This is a genomic window from Streptomyces sp. A0642, from assembly GCF_004795105.1.
GTDB lineage: Bacteria > Actinomycetota > Actinomycetes > Streptomycetales > Streptomycetaceae > Streptomyces.
Genome location: NZ_SSBL01000003.1, coordinates 346,844 through 366,377, shown reverse-complemented (window position 1 = coordinate 366,377; position 19,534 = coordinate 346,844). Strand labels below are relative to the sequence as shown.

Sequence of the window (19,534 nt, the reverse complement as noted above, 5' to 3'; positions counted from 1 at the left end):
GATGGACCGGCCGCCGCGGTTTCAGCCGTACGAGAGGTCGCTGCACGGGTCGTCGTCGGCGGAGCGGGCCCTGTCCGCGACGCCGGACGGTACGCCGTCGGGTGTCGGGGACGCGGGAGCGGGCGAGGGGTTGTCGGCGTAGTCACGGCCCACGATCACCTGGATCCCGGCCGTGCCGGACTCCTCGACGCGGGCGCCGCCGAAGAGCCGGGCCGTGGTCTCGGCCTCGCCCTGCCCGCCGGGTCCGTGGATGACGACGGTGCGCGCCTGGTCCTGGGAGTCCGCGGTGGCGGTGCCGGTGACGGTGAAGCCGTGCGTGCGCAGCAACTCGGCCGCCCGGGCCGCGAGTCCGGTCACCGTGGTGCCGTTGTACACGGCCACATCGATGCCCGCGCCGGAGACGGGGGCGGCGGAGCGAGTAGCCGGTCCCGGTGGGGCCTTCTTGCCCCGGCCGGTGCCCGCGGCGTCCTGCCCGTCGATCGTGCGGTCGTCCTTGAGCGTCGCCCACAGCGCGTCGGCCTCCGCCTCGACGATGGCGACGCGGGCCCCCTCGTAGCGCCACGGAACGGTGATGAACTTGGTGTTGTGCAGGTCGACGTTCTTCATCGACAGGGCGAAGCCGAGCAGTTTGTCGGCCGAACCGAGGCCCGGGTCGACGGTCATCGCACCGGTCGCCGCCTTGGCCAGGGGCAGCAGCGTGGTGGGGTTCAGTCCACGCGACTTCACCTCCTTGATGAGGGAGCCCACGAACGCCTGTTGCCTCTGGATCCTGCCTATGTCGGAGCCGTCGCCGATGCCGTGCCGGATCCGTACGTAGTCGAGTGCGCGCTGCCCCGAGACCGTCTGGGGCCCCTTGGCGAAGACGCGCTCGCCGCGGGTGTGCCGCTTGGGGTTCAGGTCGCGCTGGTAGATGTCCTGCGGAAGGCAGACGGGGACTCCGCCGACGGCCGAGGTCAGGGCGGAGAATCCGGCGAAGTCGACCACGACGGTGTGGTCGACGCGCAGGCCGGTGAGGTGCTCGACGGTGTTCTGGGTGCAGGCCGGATTCCCCTCGGGGGTCTCCCCCACCGAGAACGCCCCGTTGAACATGACGTGATGCTGAGGCGTCGTCCACTCGCCCCCCGGCTTCTTGCAGGCCGGGATGTCGACCAGCGAGTCACGCGGGATGGAGACCGCGACGGCGTGCTCGTGGTCGGCGTAGACGTGCAGCAGGAACGCGGTGTCGGATCGGCCGATCTCGCCCGTGCCGCCGCCGAGACCCCTGTTGTCGCCCGCTCGCGAGTCCGACCCGATGACGAGGACGTTCTGTCCCGCGGAGGTGTCGGGCGGCCGGTCCCCGGAAATCCCGTCGGCGCTGAACGTGTCGATGCTGCCGGTCAGTTTGAGATAGCCCCAGCCGGCCCCGGCGACCAGCAGGACGAGGAAGGACAGCCCGATCAAGGCCGTCCGGCGCAGACGGCTTCCCCTTCCCCGGACCGCGGCCCCCTTGTGACTGCCTGTCATCGATCACCCCGTTCGTCCGGCCGCCATACGGAAGGACCGGCATCGGCCTCGTATGGTTGTGCGGTTGCGCTGTGCGGAAGGTTGCGGTGGCCGCGTGGATCACCGAACCCGTCCATCCTCGGTCCGGTCCCCTGTCCGCAAGCGGCTGCCGGAAACATTGACCGGAAGTCACCCGGTACCGCTCGCACCCTGGGCAAATCCCCGAGGATCCTGAAGAGTGGGCCAGGGCTTCGCAGGAGGACACGCCACCGCGGACCGCCGGTGGCGAATCCCCCGACCGCCCCGCCACTTCACGACCTGCGCGACCAGGGAACCATAGGGGAAGGGCCGCCGTCCTCTTCGGTGGCGGCCGAAGGAACACTGATCGACGGATCAACGGATCATTGGAGGAAGTTCATGGGTGTGACCCTGGCCAAGGGCGGCAACGTCTCCCTGTCGAAGGAGGCGCCCGGCCTGACCGCGGTGACGGTGGGCCTGGGCTGGGACGTACGGACGACGACGGGCGCCGATCACGACCTCGATGCCAGCGCCCTGCTGTGCTCGGACGCCGGCAAGGTCCTGTCGGACCAGCACTTCGTCTTCTACAACAACCTCAACAGCCCGGACGGTTCCGTCCAGCACACCGGTGACAACCTCACGGGTGAGGGCGAGGGCGACGACGAGTCCATCAACGTGGACCTGGCGGGCGTCCCCGCGAACGTCGCCAAGATCGTCTTCCCGGTCTCCATCCATGACGCGCAGAGTCGGGGACAGAGCTTCGGCCAGGTGCGCAACGCGTTCATCCGCGTGGTGAACCGGGCCAACGGGGTGGAGCTCGCCCGCTACGACCTCAGCGAGGACGCCTCGACCGAGACGGCGATGGTCTTCGGCGAGCTGTACCGGCACGGCGCGGAGTGGAAGTTCCGTGCGGTGGGCCAGGGTTACGCCTCCGGGCTGGCCGGCATCGCGTCGGACTACGGCGTCAACGTCTGACCGCCCGCACGGCCGTTCCGCGCCCGGGCCCTGTGCCCGCTCCGGACTTCCGGGGCGGCCACAGGGCCCGGTCGTGTCAGCTTTCCCCGCTCCCCCGCCCCGCTCCGGGCGGAGTGCGGCTGATCCCGCTCGGCCACCAGGCCCTGGGCCCGATGTCCACGACCAGGGCGGGGGCCAGGAGCGAGCGCACCACCAGGGTGTCCAGCAGCACCCCGAAGGCCACGATGAACGCGATCTGGGCGAGGAACGCCAGCGGGATGACGATGAGCGCCGCGAAGGTGGCGGCCAGCACCACCCCGGCAGAGGTGATGACCCCGCCCGTGCTCACCAGGCCCCGCAGCACTCCCTGCCGGGCCCCGTGTTCCAGGGCCTCCTCCCGGACGCGTGACATCAGGAAGATGTTGTAGTCGACCCCGAGGGCCACCAGGAAGACGAATCCGTACAGCGGCACGGACGCGTCGGTGCCGCTGAAACCGAGGACGTGCTCGAAGACGAGCGACGCGACCCCCAGGGTCGCGAGGAAGTTGAGGCCGACGGTCGCCACCAGCAGGACGGGCACCAGTACCGCGCGCAACAGCCCCATCAGGATCAGCAGGATGATCACAAGCACCACCGGCACGATGATCCCGCGGTCACGGTCCGCCGTCTGCTGGGTGTCGTACTGCTGCGCGGTGTAGCCGCCGACGAGGGCCTCGGCTCCCGTGACGCCGTGCACGGCGTCACGAAGACGCTGGACCGTCGCCTTGGCCGCGTCGGTGTCGGCCGCGTCGTCCAGGGTCGCGTCGATGCGCACGCGGCCGTCGACCACGAGAGGCGGCCCGTCGCCCGGGCGTCCGGAGGCGGTCACGGGCGCCGCGGAGGCGACGCCGGGCGTTCCCGCGGCGGCGACGGTCACCTCGTCGGCCCAGCCGGCCGCCGCCACGATCACCGCGGGGTTGCCCGAGCCTCCGGGGAAGTGCCGGCCCAGCGTGGCCTGTGCCGAGACGGACGGGGCCTCGTTCACGAAGATCTCGTCCAGGGGAACCCCCTGTGACTTGAGCGTGGGCGCGAACGCCGCGCAGGCGACGAGGACCAGGGTGGTGGAGACCCACACCTTGCGCGGGGAGCGGTCGACGCGGCCGGCGACCCGGCGCCAGATGCCGCGCCCGCCCGACTCCTGGCCGGCAGGACGGGGTTTCGCCGGCCAGTAGGCGGCCGGGCCGCACAGGACGAGCACCGCGGGAAGGAACGTCAGCGTGCTCAGTACCGCGCAGACGATGCCGATGGCCCCCACCGGCCCCAGGGCCCGGTTGTTCGTCAGATCACTGAGCAGCAGCGCCAGAAGACCCAGGGCCACCGTGGCGGCGCTGGCCGTGATCGCTCCGGAAGAACGCCGGAGTGCGGCAAGCGCCGCGGCCGTCCGGTCACCGTGCCGTGCGAGTTCCTCCCGGAAGCGCGCGGTCAGCAGCAGGGCGTAGTCGGTGGCCGCCCCGATCACCAGGATGGACAGGATGCCCTGGACCTGGCCGTCCACCCGGACGACGCCATGGTCCGCGAGGGCGTACACGACGGCGCAGGCCAGGCCCAGGGCGAGGACGGCGCTGACGATGATCAGGAACGGCAGCAGCACGCTGCGGTAGACGAGCAGCAGAATCACCAGCACGGCTGCCAGTGCCACGCCCAGGAGGAGGCCGTCGATCCCCGCGAACGCGTCCTTGAGGTCGGCCTGGCTGGCCGCGGGCCCCGCGATCTCCGCCCGGGTGCCGGGCACGGATCCGGCCGCGGCGCGTACCCGGTCCAGGGTGTCCGGCAGTGCGTCGCCCAGGTCCGAGCGCAGCTGCACGACACCGGAGAGCGCCTCACCGTCCTCAGAGGGCTGCACGCCCGACGGCGTGCCGACCACACCCGGGCGGCCGGCCAGGGAGGCGAGTGAACGCGTGGCCTTCTCCCGCGCCTCGGCCGGGATCCCACCCGTCCGGCCGGTCCACACGACGATCGCGGGTACGGTCCCGGATTTCTGGAACGCCTTCTGCGCCTCGGACACCTTGGTCGACTCGGCACTGCGCGGCAGGAAGGCGGCCTGGTCGTTCGTCGCGACCTCGCCGAGCTTCCCGGCGTAGGGGCCGAGCGTTCCTCCGATGCCGAGCCAGACGACGAGCAGGGCTACGGGCACCAGCCATCGGATGACGCGGTGCCGCGGTGCGGGCTTCATTTCTTCCCCATCGGTCGATACGTCATATCTCTCGGCGATTCATTATCTCAATCAGTGAGAGATATTACCCTGGGGGTATGCGTACAGCAGACGAAGGCCCGGACAGAGGCATGAGCGGCGGTCCCACGGGGCTCCAGTCGTTCGCCGTACTGCTGCGCCGCATGACGAGCGAGCTCAATCGCATCACCCATGAGTTCGCCCAGGCCCAGGGGCTCCATCCGACGGATGTGCAGGCTCTCATCGCCGTCCTCGACGCCGAGCACGGTGAGGACGGGACGGCCATGACGCCGGGGAGGCTCCGCGAGCAGCTGGACCTCACCTCGGGGGCGGTGACGGCGTGTCTGGACCGGCTGGAGCGTGCGGGGCACGTTCACCGCGTCCGGGACGGCGGCGACCGGCGGGTGGTACGTCTGCATTACGCGCCGGCGGCGAAAGCAGTCGCCCGCGACTTCTTCAGCCCGCTGGCGGCCGCCACCGAGGCAGCCCGGCGCCAGTTCGACGAGGACGAACTCCAGGTCGTCGTCCGCTTCCTGGAGGCCCAGAACGACGAGCTCACGCAGTTGAGGGGCCGCACGGGAACGTCGTAGTCCACCGGACGGCCGGCCCCTCAGAGTGCGCGCAGACCGTTGATCACCTCACGGAGGATGCGCTCGTCGGGCAGCTGGGCGGGGGGCACCGGGCGGCTGACCGTCACGTACCCCGATTCGAGCAGGTCGCCGAGGAGGACCCGCACCACGCCGACCGGCAGGTCGGCGTCGGCGGAGAGTTCGGCGACCGACTGCGTCTCGGTCCGGCACAGGGCCAGCAGCGTCCGGTGCTCCGGACCCAGCAGCGCGTCCTCGGAACTCCCGGTCACGGTGTCGTCGAGGGTGACGAGCGCGATCAGGTCGAAGCGCGCACCGCCGGGACCGGGTTCGGTCCGCCCGCCGGTCATGGCGTACGGGCGGACCAGCGGGCCCGCGTCGGCGTCGTACCACTGGCTGCCCGGCAGTTCGTAGGGGTCGGGGGTCTCCGGGCCCCCGTCTGTCCTGGTCACTGGTCTCCCCGCTCCCCTCAGCCGGCTGCCGACGGGTGCTCGGCGAAGCGCGCCGGGGTACGCAGGTGCTCACCGACCCGTTTGACGAGGCGGGCCATCTCGTAGGCGACCAGGCCGATGTCGGCGAACGCCGTGCTGAGCACGGCGAGGCAGGACCCCTCCCCCGCCGCGGCGACGAACAGGAATCCGTCGTCCATCTCGACCATCGTCTGGCGCACGTCCCCCGCCCGGAAGTGCCGTCCCGCTCCCTTGGCGAGGCTGTGGAAGCCGGAGGCGACCGCGGCCAGGTGCTCGGCGTCCTCGCGGCTCAGCGCGCTGGACGCGCCGACGGCGAGTCCGTCGCCGGAGAGCACGACCGCGTGCCGGACCTCGCCGACGCGGGTCACCAGTTCGTCCAGCAGCCAGTCGAGTTCACCGGATCGGCGGGGCGCCCCGGTCCTCTCGTTCGCGATCATGCGGGGTCTCCTTCGCTCGGCGGACGGTGTCGGACGGTGCTCGGGGCGGCTGCCGGGGCTCCCGGAGAAGCGCCGCCGCCGCGTACCCAGCCGGCCCGGTAGGCGGTCATGCGGTCCCTGGCCTGCTCCGGGGTGCGCCGCGCGGGCGCCTCTTCCCCGGGTCCGCCGGTCCGCGGCGGCTCGGGCCGTGGTTCTTCGCGCAGTTGCGGCACGAGGCTCGCCTGCCGCACCCGGCGGGGCAGGCCCTCGTCGTCCGTCTCCCCGGCAGGCGGCCGGGGCACCGGCCCGGCCCGGTCCGCCCCGGCCTCCGACCGGCGGGGGCGCAGAGAGGTCACCTCGGCGGCCGGGCCGGGGCGGGACTCCAGCGCGGGGACCGGGACGGGCGCGGGAAAGGCGGTGCTCTGGGGGCGCACCGGGCGGGGCCCCGGACCGAACGAGGTGCGTTCGTGATCGTCCCGGCGCTCGACGGAGGCCTTCTGCGGCACCGCCTGCTCCTCGGCCGGCGGCAGTGCGGTCTGCAGCAGCTCCGTCGGGAGCAGGACCACCGCCGTCGTGCCGCCGTACGGGGAGGTGCGCAGCTTGACCTTGACGCGGTGCCGTACGGCGAGCCGGCTGACGACGAACAGGCCGAGCCGGTCGCTGTCGAACAGGTCGAGCGCCTCCGCCTGCTCGATGCGGCGGTTGGCGTCGCCGAGCAGTTCGGTCCCCATGCCGAGGCCGCGGTCCTCGATCTCCAGCGCGTAGCCGTTGCCCACGGGTTCGCCGGTGATGCGCACCTTGGTGTGCGGGGGTGAGAACTGCGCGGCGTTCTCCACGAGTTCGGCGAGCAGGTGGGTGAGGTCGGCGACGGCCGTACCCTTCACCGCGGCGTCGGGGAGCCTGCTGACCTCCACCCGGGCGTAGTCCTCGATCTCGGAGACGGCCGCCCGCACGACGTTGGTCAGGGACACGGGCATGCGCCAGGCCCTGCCGGGGGCCGCGCCGGACAGGATGATCAGGCTCTCGGCGTGCCGGCGCATCCGGGTGGTGAGGTGGTCGAGCCGGAAGAGGTCGCTCAGCTCGTCCGGGTCGTCGGCCCTGCGCTCCATGCTGTCCAGGAGGTTGAGCTGTCTGTGGACGAGGACCTGGCTGCGCCGCGCGAGGTTGACGAAGACGCCGGAGATGCCGTCCGCGAGCTCGGCCCGCTCGACGGCGGCGCTGAGCGCGGCCCGGTGGACGGTGCCGAGGGCCTCGCCGACCTGGCCGATCTCGTCCTGGGAGGCGAGTCCCGGCGGCGCCTCGGCCCGGATGTCGAGCTCTTCTCCCGCACGCAGTCGCTGCATGGCCAGGGGCAGTTTGCGCCGGGCGATCTCCAGGGCGCTGTTGCGCAGGCTGACCAGCTCGACGACGAGGGCCCGCCCGATGCGTACGGAGATCACCAGGGACGCGGCGACGGCGACGCAGCCGAAGATGACGGCCGCTCCGGACGGGCTGAGGAGTCCGTGGGCGAGGGGGTCCACACGGTCGGCGGCGCGGTCGCCGGCACCGGTGGCGATGCCGTGCAGTTCGCCGCGGACGGCGTCGGCGGCGTGCTGCCAGTCGGGCGCGGGCACGGCCCGGGCGGCTTCGCGGCCGGGCGCCGCCGCGAGCACCTGGTCCTCGGCCGCCTGGACGGATCGGTAGGCGGGCCGGACGGTGAACTCACGCCAGGCGCTGCGCTCGGTGGCGGGCAGGTCGGCGCCTGCGGTCTCGGTGAGGCTGCGCCGGGTGTCGACCGCCCCGGTGAACAGCCGCAGGGGACGGTCCTTCAGGGTGCCGACGCGTGCGGCGGTGGCCAGCAGGGCGTCCTCGCGGGCCAGCATCTCGTCGGCGCGGGCGAGTTCGAGCAGGACGCGGGCGTCGGAGCCGAGGGCGTCGTCCTGGATGCCGGTGAGGGCGCCGGAGACGGCGAAGGCGGCGCCGACCGTCGAGGTGTAGCGGTCGTACACCGCTCCCTCGTCGCCTGCGGGGTCCTCGCGGCTTCCGTGCTCCGCCCGCAGGTCCTGGGCGAGGCCCAGGAAGTGGTCGAGCCGGCCGGCCACTGTGCCGGGGAGGTTGCCGGTGTCGGCGATGGTGTGCCCGTCGTCGAGCCGCAGGGCGTCGAGAGCGGTGTCGGTGCGCCCGGCGCGCTCCTTCAGGGCGGAGCCGTGGGCGCGGCTGGGGTCGGCGGCCTGGAGCATGGCCGCCTTGCGTTCGTTCTGCAGCGCGGCGACCGCGGCCGCGACCGGCCTCCTGACCTCTTCGTCGACGCGCTGCAGCTGGCGCAGCCGTGCCACGTCCTGGGCGGTGGACACGGTGGCGAAACCCCAGAGGGCCAGCAGGGAGACGACGGGCAGCATGAGGAGGGAGATGATCTTCGCGCGCACGGTCCCGGGGCGCAGCGTCCGGCGGCGCGGGGCGGTCGTGCCGTGCGCGGGCGGCGGACCGTCGTGCTCGGCGCTCTCGTCGGCGGGTGGTCCTGCGTGCGCGCGGCGGCCTCGGGCCGGCGGCGCCGACGCAGAGGCGGGCCGGGCGGCGGAGGCACCGGGGTCCGGGGTCGTGCGGGGTGGGCGCATGGCCTCCTCGTTCCGGGTCGGAGCTGGGTGGACTGGGGCGGCGGGCCGGGCCGCCCGTCAGCGGGTGGCGGCGGGTGAACGGGTGTCGGCAGTCGAGGCGTCGGGACCGCGGGCGGCGCGCCGGGACCGGAGGTCCGGGCCGCGTCCGGAGGGTCCCGCGTCGGCGGGTGTCTGCGCGTGCTCGGCGTGGGCGTAGGCGGCGCGTTCCGGCGCGGTCGGGGAAAGGGCCACGAACGCCGAGGTGAGGAAGAGGTAGGAGCCCAGCCCGACGGCGAGGGGGAAGATGAACTGCATCGCGGTAGCCCCGTGCAGTACCGCCCCCGAGGGCGTCACCCGCACGGTCACGGCCAGCATGCCGGTGTAGTGCATGCTGCTGACGGCCGCGCCCATGACGAGGGAGGCGAGGGCCACGGCGCGCGTCGACCGGATGTTGAGCGCGGCCCACAGAGCGGCCGTGGCGGCGATGACCGCGATGACGACGGAGAGGACGACCCTGAGCGGGTCGTAGTGGATGGTGCCGTGCAGCCGGAGGGCCGCCATGCCGAGGTAGTGCATGCTGGCGACGCCGAGCCCGGTGGCGAAACCGCCGAGCAGCAGCGCCCTGGTCCGGTCGCGGCTGTAGCCGACGGCGAAGACCCCGCCGCCGACCACCACCATGGCGCCGAGCAGGCTGAGGAAGGTCAGCGGCACGTTGTAGCGGATGTCGGTGCCGTACACGCCGAAGCCGAGCATGGCGACGAAGTGCATGGTCCAGATGCCGGAGCCGATGGCCGACGCGGCGGTGATCAGCCAGTTGCGGCGCGAGCGCCCGGTCGTGTCGAGCGCGCGCACGGTACAGCTCAGGCCGAGCGCGGCGCCGATGCAGGCCATCGCGTACGACAGCAGAGGTGTCAGCCAGCCGAAGGTGGCGTGGTCCAGGTGTCCCATGACTCGGGGACGCTAGTCCCGCTGGGACGCGCACCCGGGGCGCATTCGCAAGCTGCCGAAATATGACAGCGAGATGTTCCCCAACGATCGCAACATGGTCGAACATGCGCGTCGATTCACGATGTTCCGTTCGGGTGGCGGCTGCGCAATCATGGCCGTATGGCCGACGACCACACACATGTCCAGGAGTTCTTCACCGCTCGCGCCGCGGACTGGGACGCGCGCTTCCCCGAGGACGGTCCTGCCTTCGTCACGGCGGTCGCCGCGCTGGGACTCCGTCCCGGCGACGCCGTGCTCGACGCGGGCTGCGGTACGGGAAGGGCGCTGCCGGCACTGCGGGCGGCTGTCGGCCCCGGAGGCGCCGTGCTGGGCGCCGACCTCACCGCGGCCATGCTGGAGTCGGCGGTGCGCGCGGGACGCGGCGGCAGCGGGCTGCTGATCCAGGCCGATGCCGCCCGGCTGCCGCTGCGGACGGGGGTCCTCGACGCGGTCTTCGCGGCCGGGCTCATCTCGCACCTGTCCCGGCCGGGTCCTGACCTGGCCGAGCTGGCCAGGGTGGTGAGGCCGGGCGGCTCGCTGGCGCTGTTCCACCCGGTCGGACGGGCGGCCCTGGCCGCACGGCACGGCCGGCGGCTCACGGACGGCGATCTGCGGGCCGAGCCCAACCTCCGCCCGCTGCTGGCCCGTTCGGGCTGGCACCTCACCTCGTACGTCGATGAGACGAGCCGCTTCCTCGCCCTGGCGGAACGGACCGGGTGAGCGGACGGCCGGGCGAGCGGACGGCCGGCGGCGCACGCCGGGGGCGGACCGCCTCCGGGGTCACGTGGCCCGGGCGTCGGGCTCCGGGCGGTGCCGGTGCGGGACCGGGCAGCCGCCGGCCCCCGGAGTGGGGAACGTGCCGAGCGCGGCCACCTCGTACCCGTCGGGGTAGCCCTTGATCTCCGGGTTCTGCCGGGCGTAGTGCGGCTTCGCGCGCGGCGGCAGCAGGCGGACCGCGCGCGCCCTCAGGCGCAGGGCGCCACGGGTGAGAGCGCGGGCCGCTGCGCTCGGCTGTTCGTACCGGAACGCCCGCAGCAGCGAATCGTCGAGGAGAGCGAGGCTCGCGCCGCGGACGATCGGGGCGAGGGGCCGCGGATACCAGGAGGTCATCAGCTCCAGCGTCGCGTCCGACACCGAGCGCGCCGCTTCGTCCCAGCCGAAGTGTGCGTCCTCGTAGGCGTCGAGCGTGTGCTCGAAGTCCTCGTACGTCTGCGGCAGGTCCTTGATGCCGAGGTGAGCGCCCAGGGTCCGGTAGTAGGCGGCGCACGCCCGTAGTTCGTGATCGGAGAGCCGGCGCCACCCGTAGGCGTCGAGCCACCTCTTCGGGGTGACGACGAAGGTGCACAACACGTAGCGCATGTCGTCGTTGCCGATGTCGTAGCTGTGGTGCATCCGGTTGATCCGGCGGATGGCCGTACGTCCCGGATCGCTCTCGAAGCCGTGCTCCATGACGGTGTCCAGCAGCAGCGCCGTGTCGTCGTAACGCTTCTGCGAGCGGTCCGTCAGCTCGGCTGTCTCCGCGAGGAGTCGGCCGATGCTCGGCACGGCATAGGTGCGGTACAGCGCCAGTTCGAGGGCGCGCGCGATGTCCCAGGGGAACTCGTACGTCGCCGTGATCCGGTGGATCGCCAGGAAGTCCCGCTCCGGGTCGAGGCGTTGGATTTCCTTCAGCCGGTCGAAACGCTTCACCGCACCGTCTCCCTCATCCGGGTCGAGTGTCCAAGCGTACGTGCGGGGGCAAGACGGTGAGTACGGACGACGGACGGAAGGCGGTCTCCATGACCAGCATGTTCGGCATACTGCGCAGAGCCGTGGCCCCAGGACGCAAGCAAGGTGCGTCGGCGCCCGCACCGGCGCCCGGGCGCCGGCATCACAACCTCTTCGAGGCGGCCGCCACGTTCGTCGCGGCATCCGTGGAGGACGACCAGGACCGGATGGACGAGGCGAGTGGCTGGGTGTCTCCGGAGGCGCTCTCCTTCGGCGTCGGCGAACTGGCCTGCCGGGCCGTCATCGCGCTCGCCCGTGAGCGCGACGAGTCGCCGGAGACGGTGGCCCGTACGCTGCTCGGCCTGTCGGACGGATGAGAGGCGCCGTCCGGGTTCGTCCACGCACCCCGTGTCCTGCCTTGTCAGGGCCTCGACGAGGGGGTTACCCACTGGTTAAGGTGCGCCGACGACAACCATGACGGAAGAGGAGGGTGCAGTGGCCGGGACGGACAACACAGTCGCCGACGACGACGCACTGTACGTGCTGACTGCGGTCCTGCTGACCCCTGCGCAATTCCCCAGCGCTCTCGGCGACGACTACCCGGCGGCGTGTGCGGCCCTGGGCCTGGAACCGTACGCCGAGGGGTACGGGCTGGTCCTCGGCCAGGACGGCGACGGGGCGCGGTGGACCGTGGTGGTCGACGACGTCTCCCTGGTGGCCGTCGCGATAGCGTCCTGGGACTGCGGGATGGAGTACGACCTGTCGCCGGACGACCGCTCGGTGATCTGCGCACTCCCCGGCTGGCCGCTCGCCGTGGCGGTCGCGGCGCCCGGGGTGAACGCTCCGCACGATCCGGCCCCCGACCCGGACGCGGACGGCGAGGACCTGCCACCCCTCTCCCCGCCCGACACCACGGTGTGGGGACCCGCACAGCGCCGGCTGGGTGCGGACGCCATCGCGCTCCAGTGGGCCGTCTGGCGGGAGCAGGTCGACGACGAGACGGTCTCCGGCCCGACGCAGAGCGGGACGGAGTCCGGCTCGGACGGGGACGACTCGAAGGCCGATGCGGACGGCCCGGGACATGACGGGGACGGCCCGAAGGCCGATGCTGACGGCTCAGGACATGACGCCGCCCCGCTCTCCGTCACACACCCCGGCGTACGGCGGGCTCTGGCCGAGGCGCACGCGTATACCGACACCCCGCCGCCCCCCGGCCGCGTCCGCTCCTCCTTCGCCCCCGGTGACGCCCGGATGATCCGTGCCGACGGCCCCGGCTGGTCCATGGTCGCCAGGACCGACGACATCGCCTTCGTGCTGCTCGACGAGGTGCCGGGGGAGATCCTGACCGTGGGGCGGGGGCCGGAGCTTCCCGGACTGCTCATGGCCCTGGACGCGATGGCCGTACGGCCGTCCTGACGCCCCGGGCGAAGGAACGGACCGCGGGCACCGGCAACGGCCGGCCGACGCCCGCGCGAACGAGCGGACCGGACCTGACCGGACCCCCGCGTGCGGGAGCCCCGGGACCGAAGGACCGGTCCCGGGGCTCCCGCACGTCAGGGCTTCAGAGCATCAGGGCGTCAGACCCGTTCCAGTGGCCGGTGGGGCTGCGCCGGGAGTTCGGCCTTCACCGGGTCCCCGGGCCGCACCACTCCGCCCACGGCGACCACGCTCATGATCCCGGCCTTACGGACGACGGCGCCGGCCTCGTCCCGGCCGACGACCTGCTTGAGCAGTCCGCCCTGGAAGTGGTCGATCTGGAGGCACGGGTTCCGAAGCCCCGTGACCTCGACGACGACCTCGTGGCCGAGGTGCAGCCGGGTGCCGACGGGCAGCGCCAACAGGTCGATGCCCCGGGTGGTGACGTTCTCCCCGAGGTCTCCGGGCGCGACCTCGAAGCCGGCCTCGCGCAGCTCGTCGAACAGTTCCTCCTGTATGAGGTGGACCTGACGCAGATTCGGCTGGGTGGGGTCCTGCGCGACCCTGGAGCGGTGTTTGACCGTCACCCCCGCGTGCACGTCCCCCTCCACGCCGAGTCCCGTCAGCAGCGTCACGCGGTCCCGGTTCGGCTTGGTGAAGCTGTACGCGTCATTACTGCTCACGGCGGTGACTGTCCCACTCACGGCGCGGACCCCTCTCAGCGGCCTATCTCCTTACGCGTGATCCTACGGAGCCTGCGCCGCTGGCTCGGGTCCAAGGCCAGATAAGCGATCGCGGGCACTCCGATGAGCACCAGCAGTGACAGCCAGAACCCGATGAACGGCATCAGGACGACTGCGACGACGACTCCTCCGATGGCGATCTTCGCGCTGTTCGACATCGTCCACGCCTCCTTCGCGGCCCGTGGCCGCTCCTGCTGTGAGAACGCCTGTGGGTGCCCATCGGTTCCAGCCGTGGCGAGTGGGTCCGCCCCGGTCACCGCAGAGGGGCGCCGACCTCGTGCATGTGCTCCAGTGCCTGCCGGTAGGACTCGATGAGCCCGGTCTCGGCGTACGGCATGCCGAGGGCCTCGCAGTGGGCCTTGACCAGGGGCTGGGCCCGTCGCAGATGCGGGCGCGGCATGCTGGGGAAGAGATGGTGCTCGATCTGGTAGTTGAGCCCGCCGAGGAACCAGTCGGTGAGGACGGCCCCCCGCACGTTGCGTGAGGTGAGGACCTGCCGCTGGAGGTGTCCCCAGCGGTCCCCGTCGGGATCGGGCATCTCCATGCCCTTGTGGTTGGGGGCGAAGGCCATGCCGAGGTGGAGACCGAAGAGCGCGTGGTGCACGAGCGCGAAGACGACGGCCTTTCCGGGGGACATGACGGTGAGCAGCAGCGCGGCGTAGAGGCCGAGGTGGGCGACCAGGAGCAGGCCGGAGAGGGCGCGCTCCCTGACGGGCTGCTGCCGCAGGTACTGGAAGCCCGAGATCTTCAGGGCGATGCCTTCGAGGAGCAGCATCGGGAAGAACAGCCGGGCCTGGTTGCGGGTGAGCCAGCGGGCGAATCCCTCGCGCCGCGCCGCCTGCTTCTGGGTCCAGACGAGGGCGCCGACGCCGACGTCGGGGTCCTTGTCGATGTGGTTGGGGTTGGCGTGGTGGCGTACGTGCTTGTCGTTCCACCACGCTTCGTTCATGCCGAGCAGGAGGTTGGCGTGGAAGAGGCCGACGGTCCGGCTCGCCCGCCGGTCGCCGGTTATCTGGGCATGGCCGGCGTCGTGTCCGAAGAAGGCGGTGCGGGACCAGACGACGGCGAGGGGCAGTGCGAGCAGCAGGGTCCACCAGGTGTTCCCGAGGAGGACGACCGCGGTCAGCACCGCGCCCAGTGCGAGGAGATTGGCGGCGATGCCTGCCGCGTACCAGCCGGTGCGCCGTTCGAGGAGCCCTTGCGCCTTGACGGCCCGCAGCAGTGGCGCGAAGTCACTTCCTGTACTTCCGGCACTTCCGGCACTGTCGCGAGTTCGTTCCGCGACGGTGGTTGCGGCCTGAGGCATGATGTCTCCGGTCTTATAGGTGCGCTGACCTGATGAAACGTACGGGTCGCAGATGTATAGCAGCCATGGCGCCACCACCCGGAGTTTCCTGGTGCCAACCCCCTCATTCCGCCGGGGGGCTGGCCACACCTCGCGGACATAAAGGACATACGCACGTGAGGTGCATCACCCTCTGTACGCACCCGCCAGGGGCCGTGATGGGGTACCCTCGGCGACCTCGGCCCACTAGTCAAATTTGAGGACTCTGACATCGCTGAGTACCGCCTCCCCGCAGCAACGCTCTCCGAGATCTCCGCGCTCGCCGGCTGCTGCGTGGTCTTCCTGCCCGCGGATCCCGCCCGGACCGGACGGGTCGCCTTCTGGCATCCGGACGGCAGTAGTCCGCCCGACGCCCCCGGAACCGTCGAGGCACTCACCGTGGCCGGGGCCGACGCCCTGCCGTACGCGGTGCCCGCGCGGATCCTGCCGGTACGGGACGCCCTCGCGGTGCTCACCCGTGCCCGGACGGCCTCCCACGCCTCCCCCGCCGCCCTGTTCTGGGGGGCGGCGGGGCTGCTGGCCCTCCAGTTCGCCGCCCGGGGGCTGTTGCTGCCGGGACTGAGCGCCACCGACCATGACGCGTGGCGGGCCGGGCCGCTCAGCGCGGACGACCGGACGCGGATCAGCACCCTGGCCGCGTCCATGCCTCCGACCGCCCACGCGGCGCCGGCCGATGCCTCGGCGCGGCCTCTCCTGCTGCCTGAACCGGAATGGCTGGTAAGGGAGTTCCTCGATGCGGTGGCGGACGGGCTGCCGCGTACCCCCGGTGCCGCGTTCGCCGCGGGCGGCCCGGCGTTCGCCGCGGACGCTCCGCAGCGCCTGCCGGACCGGCGCGCCTGGGTCACCGATGTCGCGGCGGGGCACGACGCGGGCGTCCGGCTCTCGCTGCGCGTGGAGGTCCTGGGTCTCCCCCGGACCGGTGAGGCGCCCTCCGAGCAGGCGCCCGGCCCCTCCTTCCGGGTCGTCCCGCAGATCCACGGGGTGAGCGACGCGACGCTGGTCGCGGACGCGGCGGAGATCTGGACCGGCTCGGGACCGGCCGCCGCCGCCTTCGGGCCGAGGGCCCGCATGGACACGCTTCTGATGCTGCGCCGCGCCGCGCGCGCCTGGCCGCCCCTGGCGCCGCTGCTGTCGGCGGCCGTGCCGGAGGCCGTGGAGCCGGCCGACGAGGAGATCGCCGACCTCCTGGGACCCGCCTCACGGGCCCTCGCCGCAAGCGGTGTTCAGGTGCACTGGCCCCGGGAACTGGCCCGCAAGCTGACGGCGGGCGCGGTGATCGGCCCGCCGGACGAGGAGGACGAGGACGGAGGCCGACGGACCGGGCGCAACGCGTCGGACACCGCACCTCTGCTGTCCGCCGACTCCCTGCTGGCCTTCGACTGGTGGTTCGCCCTCGGGGACCAGAAGCTCAGCCGTGCCGAACTCGACCGGCTCGCCGAGGCCGGACGGCCCCTGGTACGGCTGCGCGACCGGTGGGTGCTCATCGACCCCGAGGAGGCGCGACGCGCCCGCGAGACCCGGGACCGCAAGGTCACCCCGGTCGATGCGCTCGGCGCCGTACTGACGGGGTCCACGGAGGTCGACGGCCGCCGGGTCGACGTCCGGGCGACCGGGTGGCTGGAGCGCCTGCGGCAGCGGATCGCGGACCCCGAGTCCCGGCCGGACGACGAACCGATGATCCGTCAGCCGGCTTCGCTGTCGGCGACGTTGCGGGACTACCAGCTGCGTGGCCTGAACTGGCTGCACACGATGACCTCGCTCGGGCTCGGCGGCTGTCTGGCCGACGACATGGGCCTCGGCAAGACGATCACGCTGATCGCCCTGCATCTGCACCGCCAGACCGTCGACGGGGCCGCGGGGCCCACGCTGGTGATCTGCCCGACCTCGCTGATGGGCAACTGGCAGCGGGAGATCGAGAAGTTCGCCCCGGGCACCCCGGTCCGCCGCTTCCACGGCGCGTCGCGGAGCCTGGAGGCCCTGGTGGACGGGGAGTTCGTGCTGACCACCTACGGCACGATGCGCCTGGACGCGTCCCGGCTCGCCGCCGAGCGGTGGGGCATGGTCGTCGCGGACGAGGCGCAGCACGTGAAGAACCCCTACTCGGCGACGGCCAGGCAGTTGCGTACGATCGACGCGCAGGCGCGGGTCGCCCTCACCGGAACCCCCGTGGAGAACAACCTCTCCGAGCTGTGGGCCATCCTCGACTGGACGACGCCCGGCCTGCTCGGCCGGCTCGGCACCTTCCGCACCCGGTACGCGCGTGCGGTGGAGGGCGGCAGCGACCCGGCGGCCGCCGAGCGCCTCGGCGCTCTGGTACGGCCGTTCCTGCTGCGCCGGCGCAAGTCCGATCCGGGCATCGCCCCGGAGCTTCCGCCGAAGACGGAGACGGACCGCGCGGTCTCACTGACGGCCGAACAGGCGGGCCTGTACGAGGCGGTGGTGCGGGAGACCCTGGCCGCGATCTCCGAAGCCGACGGGATGGCCCGGCGTGGTCTGGTGGTGAAGCTGCTCACCGGACTCAAGCAGATCTGCAACCACCCCGCGCAGTACCTGAAGGAGGAGGAGCCGCGGATCGCGGACCGGTCGGGCAAGGTGGAACTGCTCGACGAGCTGCTCGACACCATCCTCGCGGAAGGCGCCGGCGTCCTCGTCTTCACGCAGTACGTGCAGATGGCCCGCCTGCTCGAACGGCATCTCGCGGCGCGGGGGATCGCCACCCAGTTCCTGCACGGCGGGACGCCGGTGGCTCGGCGCGAGGAGATGGTCAGCCGGTTCCAGTCGGGCGGGGCGCCGGTCTTCCTGCTGTCGCTGAAGGCCGCGGGGACCGGACTCAATCTGACCCGCGCGGGCCATGTGGTCCATTTCGACCGCTGGTGGAACCCGGCGGTCGAGGCGCAGGCCACGGACCGCGCGTACCGCATCGGGCAGACCCAGCCGGTGCAGGTTCACCGGCTGATCGCCGAGGGCACGATCGAGGACCGGATCGCGGAGATGCTGGCACGCAAACAGCGCCTCGCGGACGCGGTGCTCGGCTCCGGCGAGAGCGCCCTGACCGAGCTCAGCGATGCGGAACTGGCCGATCTGGTGGAGCTGCGAGGGGGCGCACGATGAGCGAGGGTCACACGTCGGACGGATTCGGCGGCCGGCACGACGGGGACGGGCGGGAGGAGACGGCGCCCGGGCAGGAGCGCACCTTCGCCGCCCTGCCTCCGGCACGAGGCCGCGGCTTCGCGGAGTCCTGGTGGGGGCTGGCGTGGCTGAAGGCCCTGGAGGACACCGCACTGGACGGACAGCAGCTGAAGAAGGGCCGCCGGTTCGCGCGGGAGGGCCGGGTCGGCGCGGTGTCCGTGCGGCCCGGCCGGATCACGGCGGTGGTCCGTGACCGTGAGGAGAGCGGGTACCGCAGCGACGTACTGCTCCAGGAGCTGACCGAGGGAGAGTGGGACCGCTTCCTGGACGTGGCGGTCGAGCGGGCCGGGCACATCGCCGCCCTGCTCGACCGGGAGATGCCGCCGCACCTGGTCGAGGACGCGGCGGCGGCCGGTGTGGACCTGCTGCCCGGCATCGGCGACCTCGATCCCGAGTGCGGCTGCGAGGCCTGGGACCACTGCCCGCACACCGCCGCCCTCTGTTACCAGGTGGCGCGGCTGCTGGACCAGGATCCGTTCGTCCTGCTGCTGATGCGGGGCCGCGGGGAGCGGCGGCTGCTGGACGAACTCCAGGTGCGGATCGCCGCCAGGGCGGCGGCCCACGCACCGCCGGACGCCGCGGACGAGCCGGCCGGGGAGACCGGCGGCCGGGCCGTGCGCGGGATCTTGGCGGCGGAGGCCTACGCGGCGGCGGGCATCCTCCCGCCGCTGCCCCCGGAACCGGCCCTCCCCGACGGGCCGGGACCGGCGCCCTCACTGGACACGGAGACGGACCCCGGACCGGGACTGGACCCGGCGGCCCTGGAGATGCTGGCCGCGGACGGCGCTGCGCGGGCGCACCGGATGCTGGCGGAGGCGCTGTCGCCCGGTCACGGGCAGCAGCCCGTCCCGCCAGGGCTGACGCCCGAGCAGGACGCGGTACGGCTGGCAGCCGAGGCGCGCCCCGAACCGTGGATCGCGAACCGGCTGGCGGCCGGCTCGGGCCGTCGGCCCGCCGGTCTCCCGGCCGCGGTGTGCGCCTGGCAGTACGGCGGCGCGGCCGCGCTCGCCGTGCTCGACGAGGAGTGGACGCCGGACGCCGCCGCGCTGGCCCGGGCCAGGACGCGGCTCGCCGGCGCGTGGGAGGAGGACGAGGCCCCCGGGCTGCGGGGCGAGCGCAACCGCTGGACCTCGGCGGACGGCACGCTCCAGCTCCGCTACGGACGGGACGGGCGCTGGTATCCGTACCGCAAGGAGAACGGCCGCTGGATCCCGGCGGGACCTTGCGACGAGGATCCGGCGGCGGCCTGGGCGGACGCGGCGGCCCCCGCGGACGCCTGACGACGGCCGGCCGGCGGCGGGCGGGCGCACACCGCCCACGCCCGCCGCCGCGCTCCGGTCAAGGCGCCCGGGCCCCCTGCCCGCCGCCCTCTTCCGCCCGGGAGTTCAACTCGATGTCACCGGCCGTTGAGGAGCGCGGCGGAACGTGACGCCGGTCA

Annotated in this window: 17 protein-coding genes; 7 read left to right on the top strand and 10 right to left on the bottom strand. The window is 72.8% G+C overall.

Annotated features, from left to right (window positions below; translation table 11 throughout):
- Window positions 1-21 precede the first annotated feature (21 nt).
- The gene (locus E6R60_RS08700; RefSeq protein ID WP_136326028.1) at window positions 22-1,440 is read right to left on the bottom strand and encodes an LCP family protein; all 1,419 of its coding nucleotides are present in this window, start codon (window positions 1,438-1,440) and stop codon (window positions 22-24) included.
- Between the two features lie 459 nt (window positions 1,441-1,899).
- Between E6R60_RS08700 and E6R60_RS08695 the strand changes: the two genes are divergently transcribed.
- Complete coding sequence (locus E6R60_RS08695; protein WP_136325850.1) at window positions 1,900-2,475, top strand: TerD family protein; 576 nt, start codon at window positions 1,900-1,902, stop codon at window positions 2,473-2,475.
- 76 nt (window positions 2,476-2,551) lie between these two features.
- Here E6R60_RS08695 and E6R60_RS08690 read toward each other — a convergent pair whose 3' ends face one another.
- Window positions 2,552-4,666, bottom strand: a complete 2,115-nt coding sequence (locus tag E6R60_RS08690) for an MMPL family transporter (RefSeq protein WP_206309350.1) — start codon at window positions 4,664-4,666, stop codon at window positions 2,552-2,554.
- A gap of 77 nt (window positions 4,667-4,743) precedes the next feature.
- Between E6R60_RS08690 and E6R60_RS08685 the strand changes: the two genes are divergently transcribed.
- Window positions 4,744-5,253 (top strand): MarR family winged helix-turn-helix transcriptional regulator, encoded by a 510-nt coding sequence (locus E6R60_RS08685; RefSeq protein WP_136325849.1) that lies wholly within the window; start codon window positions 4,744-4,746, stop codon window positions 5,251-5,253.
- 20 nt (window positions 5,254-5,273) lie between these two features.
- Here the strand turns inward: E6R60_RS08685 and E6R60_RS08680 are convergent, their stop codons facing one another.
- Genes E6R60_RS08680 through E6R60_RS08665 form a run of 4 tightly spaced genes read right to left on the bottom strand, consistent with a single transcriptional unit; the run spans window position 5,274 to window position 9,657 of the window.
- Window positions 5,274-5,702 carry a DUF742 domain-containing protein gene (locus tag E6R60_RS08680; protein ID WP_136325848.1) on the bottom strand — a complete coding sequence of 143 codons (429 nt, stop codon included), beginning with the start codon at window positions 5,700-5,702 and terminating at the stop codon, window positions 5,274-5,276.
- A gap of 17 nt (window positions 5,703-5,719) precedes the next feature.
- Window positions 5,720-6,157, bottom strand: coding sequence for a roadblock/LC7 domain-containing protein (locus E6R60_RS08675; protein ID WP_136325847.1), 438 nt, complete (start codon window positions 6,155-6,157; stop codon window positions 5,720-5,722).
- Window positions 6,154-8,730, bottom strand: coding sequence for a nitrate- and nitrite sensing domain-containing protein (locus E6R60_RS08670; protein ID WP_136325846.1), 2,577 nt, complete (start codon window positions 8,728-8,730; stop codon window positions 6,154-6,156). The genes E6R60_RS08675 and E6R60_RS08670 overlap by 4 nt, the downstream gene beginning before the upstream one ends.
- 57 nt (window positions 8,731-8,787) lie before the next feature.
- Window positions 8,788-9,657, bottom strand: coding sequence for an MHYT domain-containing protein (locus tag E6R60_RS08665; RefSeq protein ID WP_136325845.1), 870 nt, complete (start codon window positions 9,655-9,657; stop codon window positions 8,788-8,790).
- 159 nt (window positions 9,658-9,816) lie between these two features.
- Between E6R60_RS08665 and E6R60_RS08660 the strand changes: the two genes are divergently transcribed.
- Window positions 9,817-10,416, top strand: a complete 600-nt coding sequence (locus tag E6R60_RS08660; RefSeq protein ID WP_136325844.1) for a methyltransferase domain-containing protein — start codon at window positions 9,817-9,819, stop codon at window positions 10,414-10,416.
- Between the two features lie 60 nt (window positions 10,417-10,476).
- On the opposite strand, the gene E6R60_RS08655 is transcribed toward E6R60_RS08660, so the two are convergent.
- Window positions 10,477-11,385 carry an oxygenase MpaB family protein gene (locus E6R60_RS08655; RefSeq protein WP_136325843.1) on the bottom strand — a complete coding sequence of 303 codons (909 nt, stop codon included), beginning with the start codon at window positions 11,383-11,385 and terminating at the stop codon, window positions 10,477-10,479.
- 89 nt (window positions 11,386-11,474) lie between these two features.
- On the opposite strand from E6R60_RS08655, the gene E6R60_RS08650 reads away from it, so the two are divergent.
- Window positions 11,475-11,780, top strand: a complete 306-nt coding sequence (locus tag E6R60_RS08650; RefSeq protein WP_136325842.1) for a hypothetical protein — start codon at window positions 11,475-11,477, stop codon at window positions 11,778-11,780.
- 118 nt (window positions 11,781-11,898) lie between these two features.
- Window positions 11,899-12,819: a hypothetical protein gene (locus E6R60_RS08645; protein ID WP_168713570.1), complete on the top strand. Its 921-nt coding sequence runs from the start codon at window positions 11,899-11,901 to the stop codon at window positions 12,817-12,819.
- A 161-nt stretch (window positions 12,820-12,980) separates the two neighbouring features.
- On the opposite strand, the gene E6R60_RS08640 is transcribed toward E6R60_RS08645, so the two are convergent.
- The 3 genes from E6R60_RS08640 to E6R60_RS08630 form a co-directional block, all read right to left on the bottom strand.
- Window positions 12,981-13,523: an MOSC domain-containing protein gene (locus E6R60_RS08640; RefSeq protein WP_136325840.1), complete on the bottom strand. Its 543-nt coding sequence runs from the start codon at window positions 13,521-13,523 to the stop codon at window positions 12,981-12,983.
- 14 nt (window positions 13,524-13,537) lie between these two features.
- The gene (locus E6R60_RS08635; RefSeq protein ID WP_136325839.1) at window positions 13,538-13,720 is read right to left on the bottom strand and encodes a hypothetical protein; all 183 of its coding nucleotides are present in this window, start codon (window positions 13,718-13,720) and stop codon (window positions 13,538-13,540) included.
- Between the two features lie 95 nt (window positions 13,721-13,815).
- Entirely contained in the window at window positions 13,816-14,868 is a 1,053-nt protein-coding gene (locus tag E6R60_RS08630; RefSeq protein ID WP_136325838.1) for an acyl-CoA desaturase, read from the bottom strand.
- A 312-nt stretch (window positions 14,869-15,180) separates the two neighbouring features.
- Here E6R60_RS08630 and E6R60_RS08625 point away from each other — a divergent pair, with 312 nt between their 5' ends.
- Both E6R60_RS08625 and E6R60_RS08620 read left to right on the top strand, forming a co-directional pair.
- Window positions 15,181-18,018 (top strand): DEAD/DEAH box helicase, encoded by a 2,838-nt coding sequence (locus tag E6R60_RS08625; protein WP_240802460.1) that lies wholly within the window; start codon window positions 15,181-15,183, stop codon window positions 18,016-18,018.
- Window positions 18,015-19,376: an SWF or SNF family helicase gene (locus E6R60_RS08620; protein ID WP_136325836.1), complete on the top strand. Its 1,362-nt coding sequence runs from the start codon at window positions 18,015-18,017 to the stop codon at window positions 19,374-19,376. The genes E6R60_RS08625 and E6R60_RS08620 overlap by 4 nt, the downstream gene beginning before the upstream one ends.
- The last annotated feature ends 158 nt before the right edge of the window (window positions 19,377-19,534 follow it).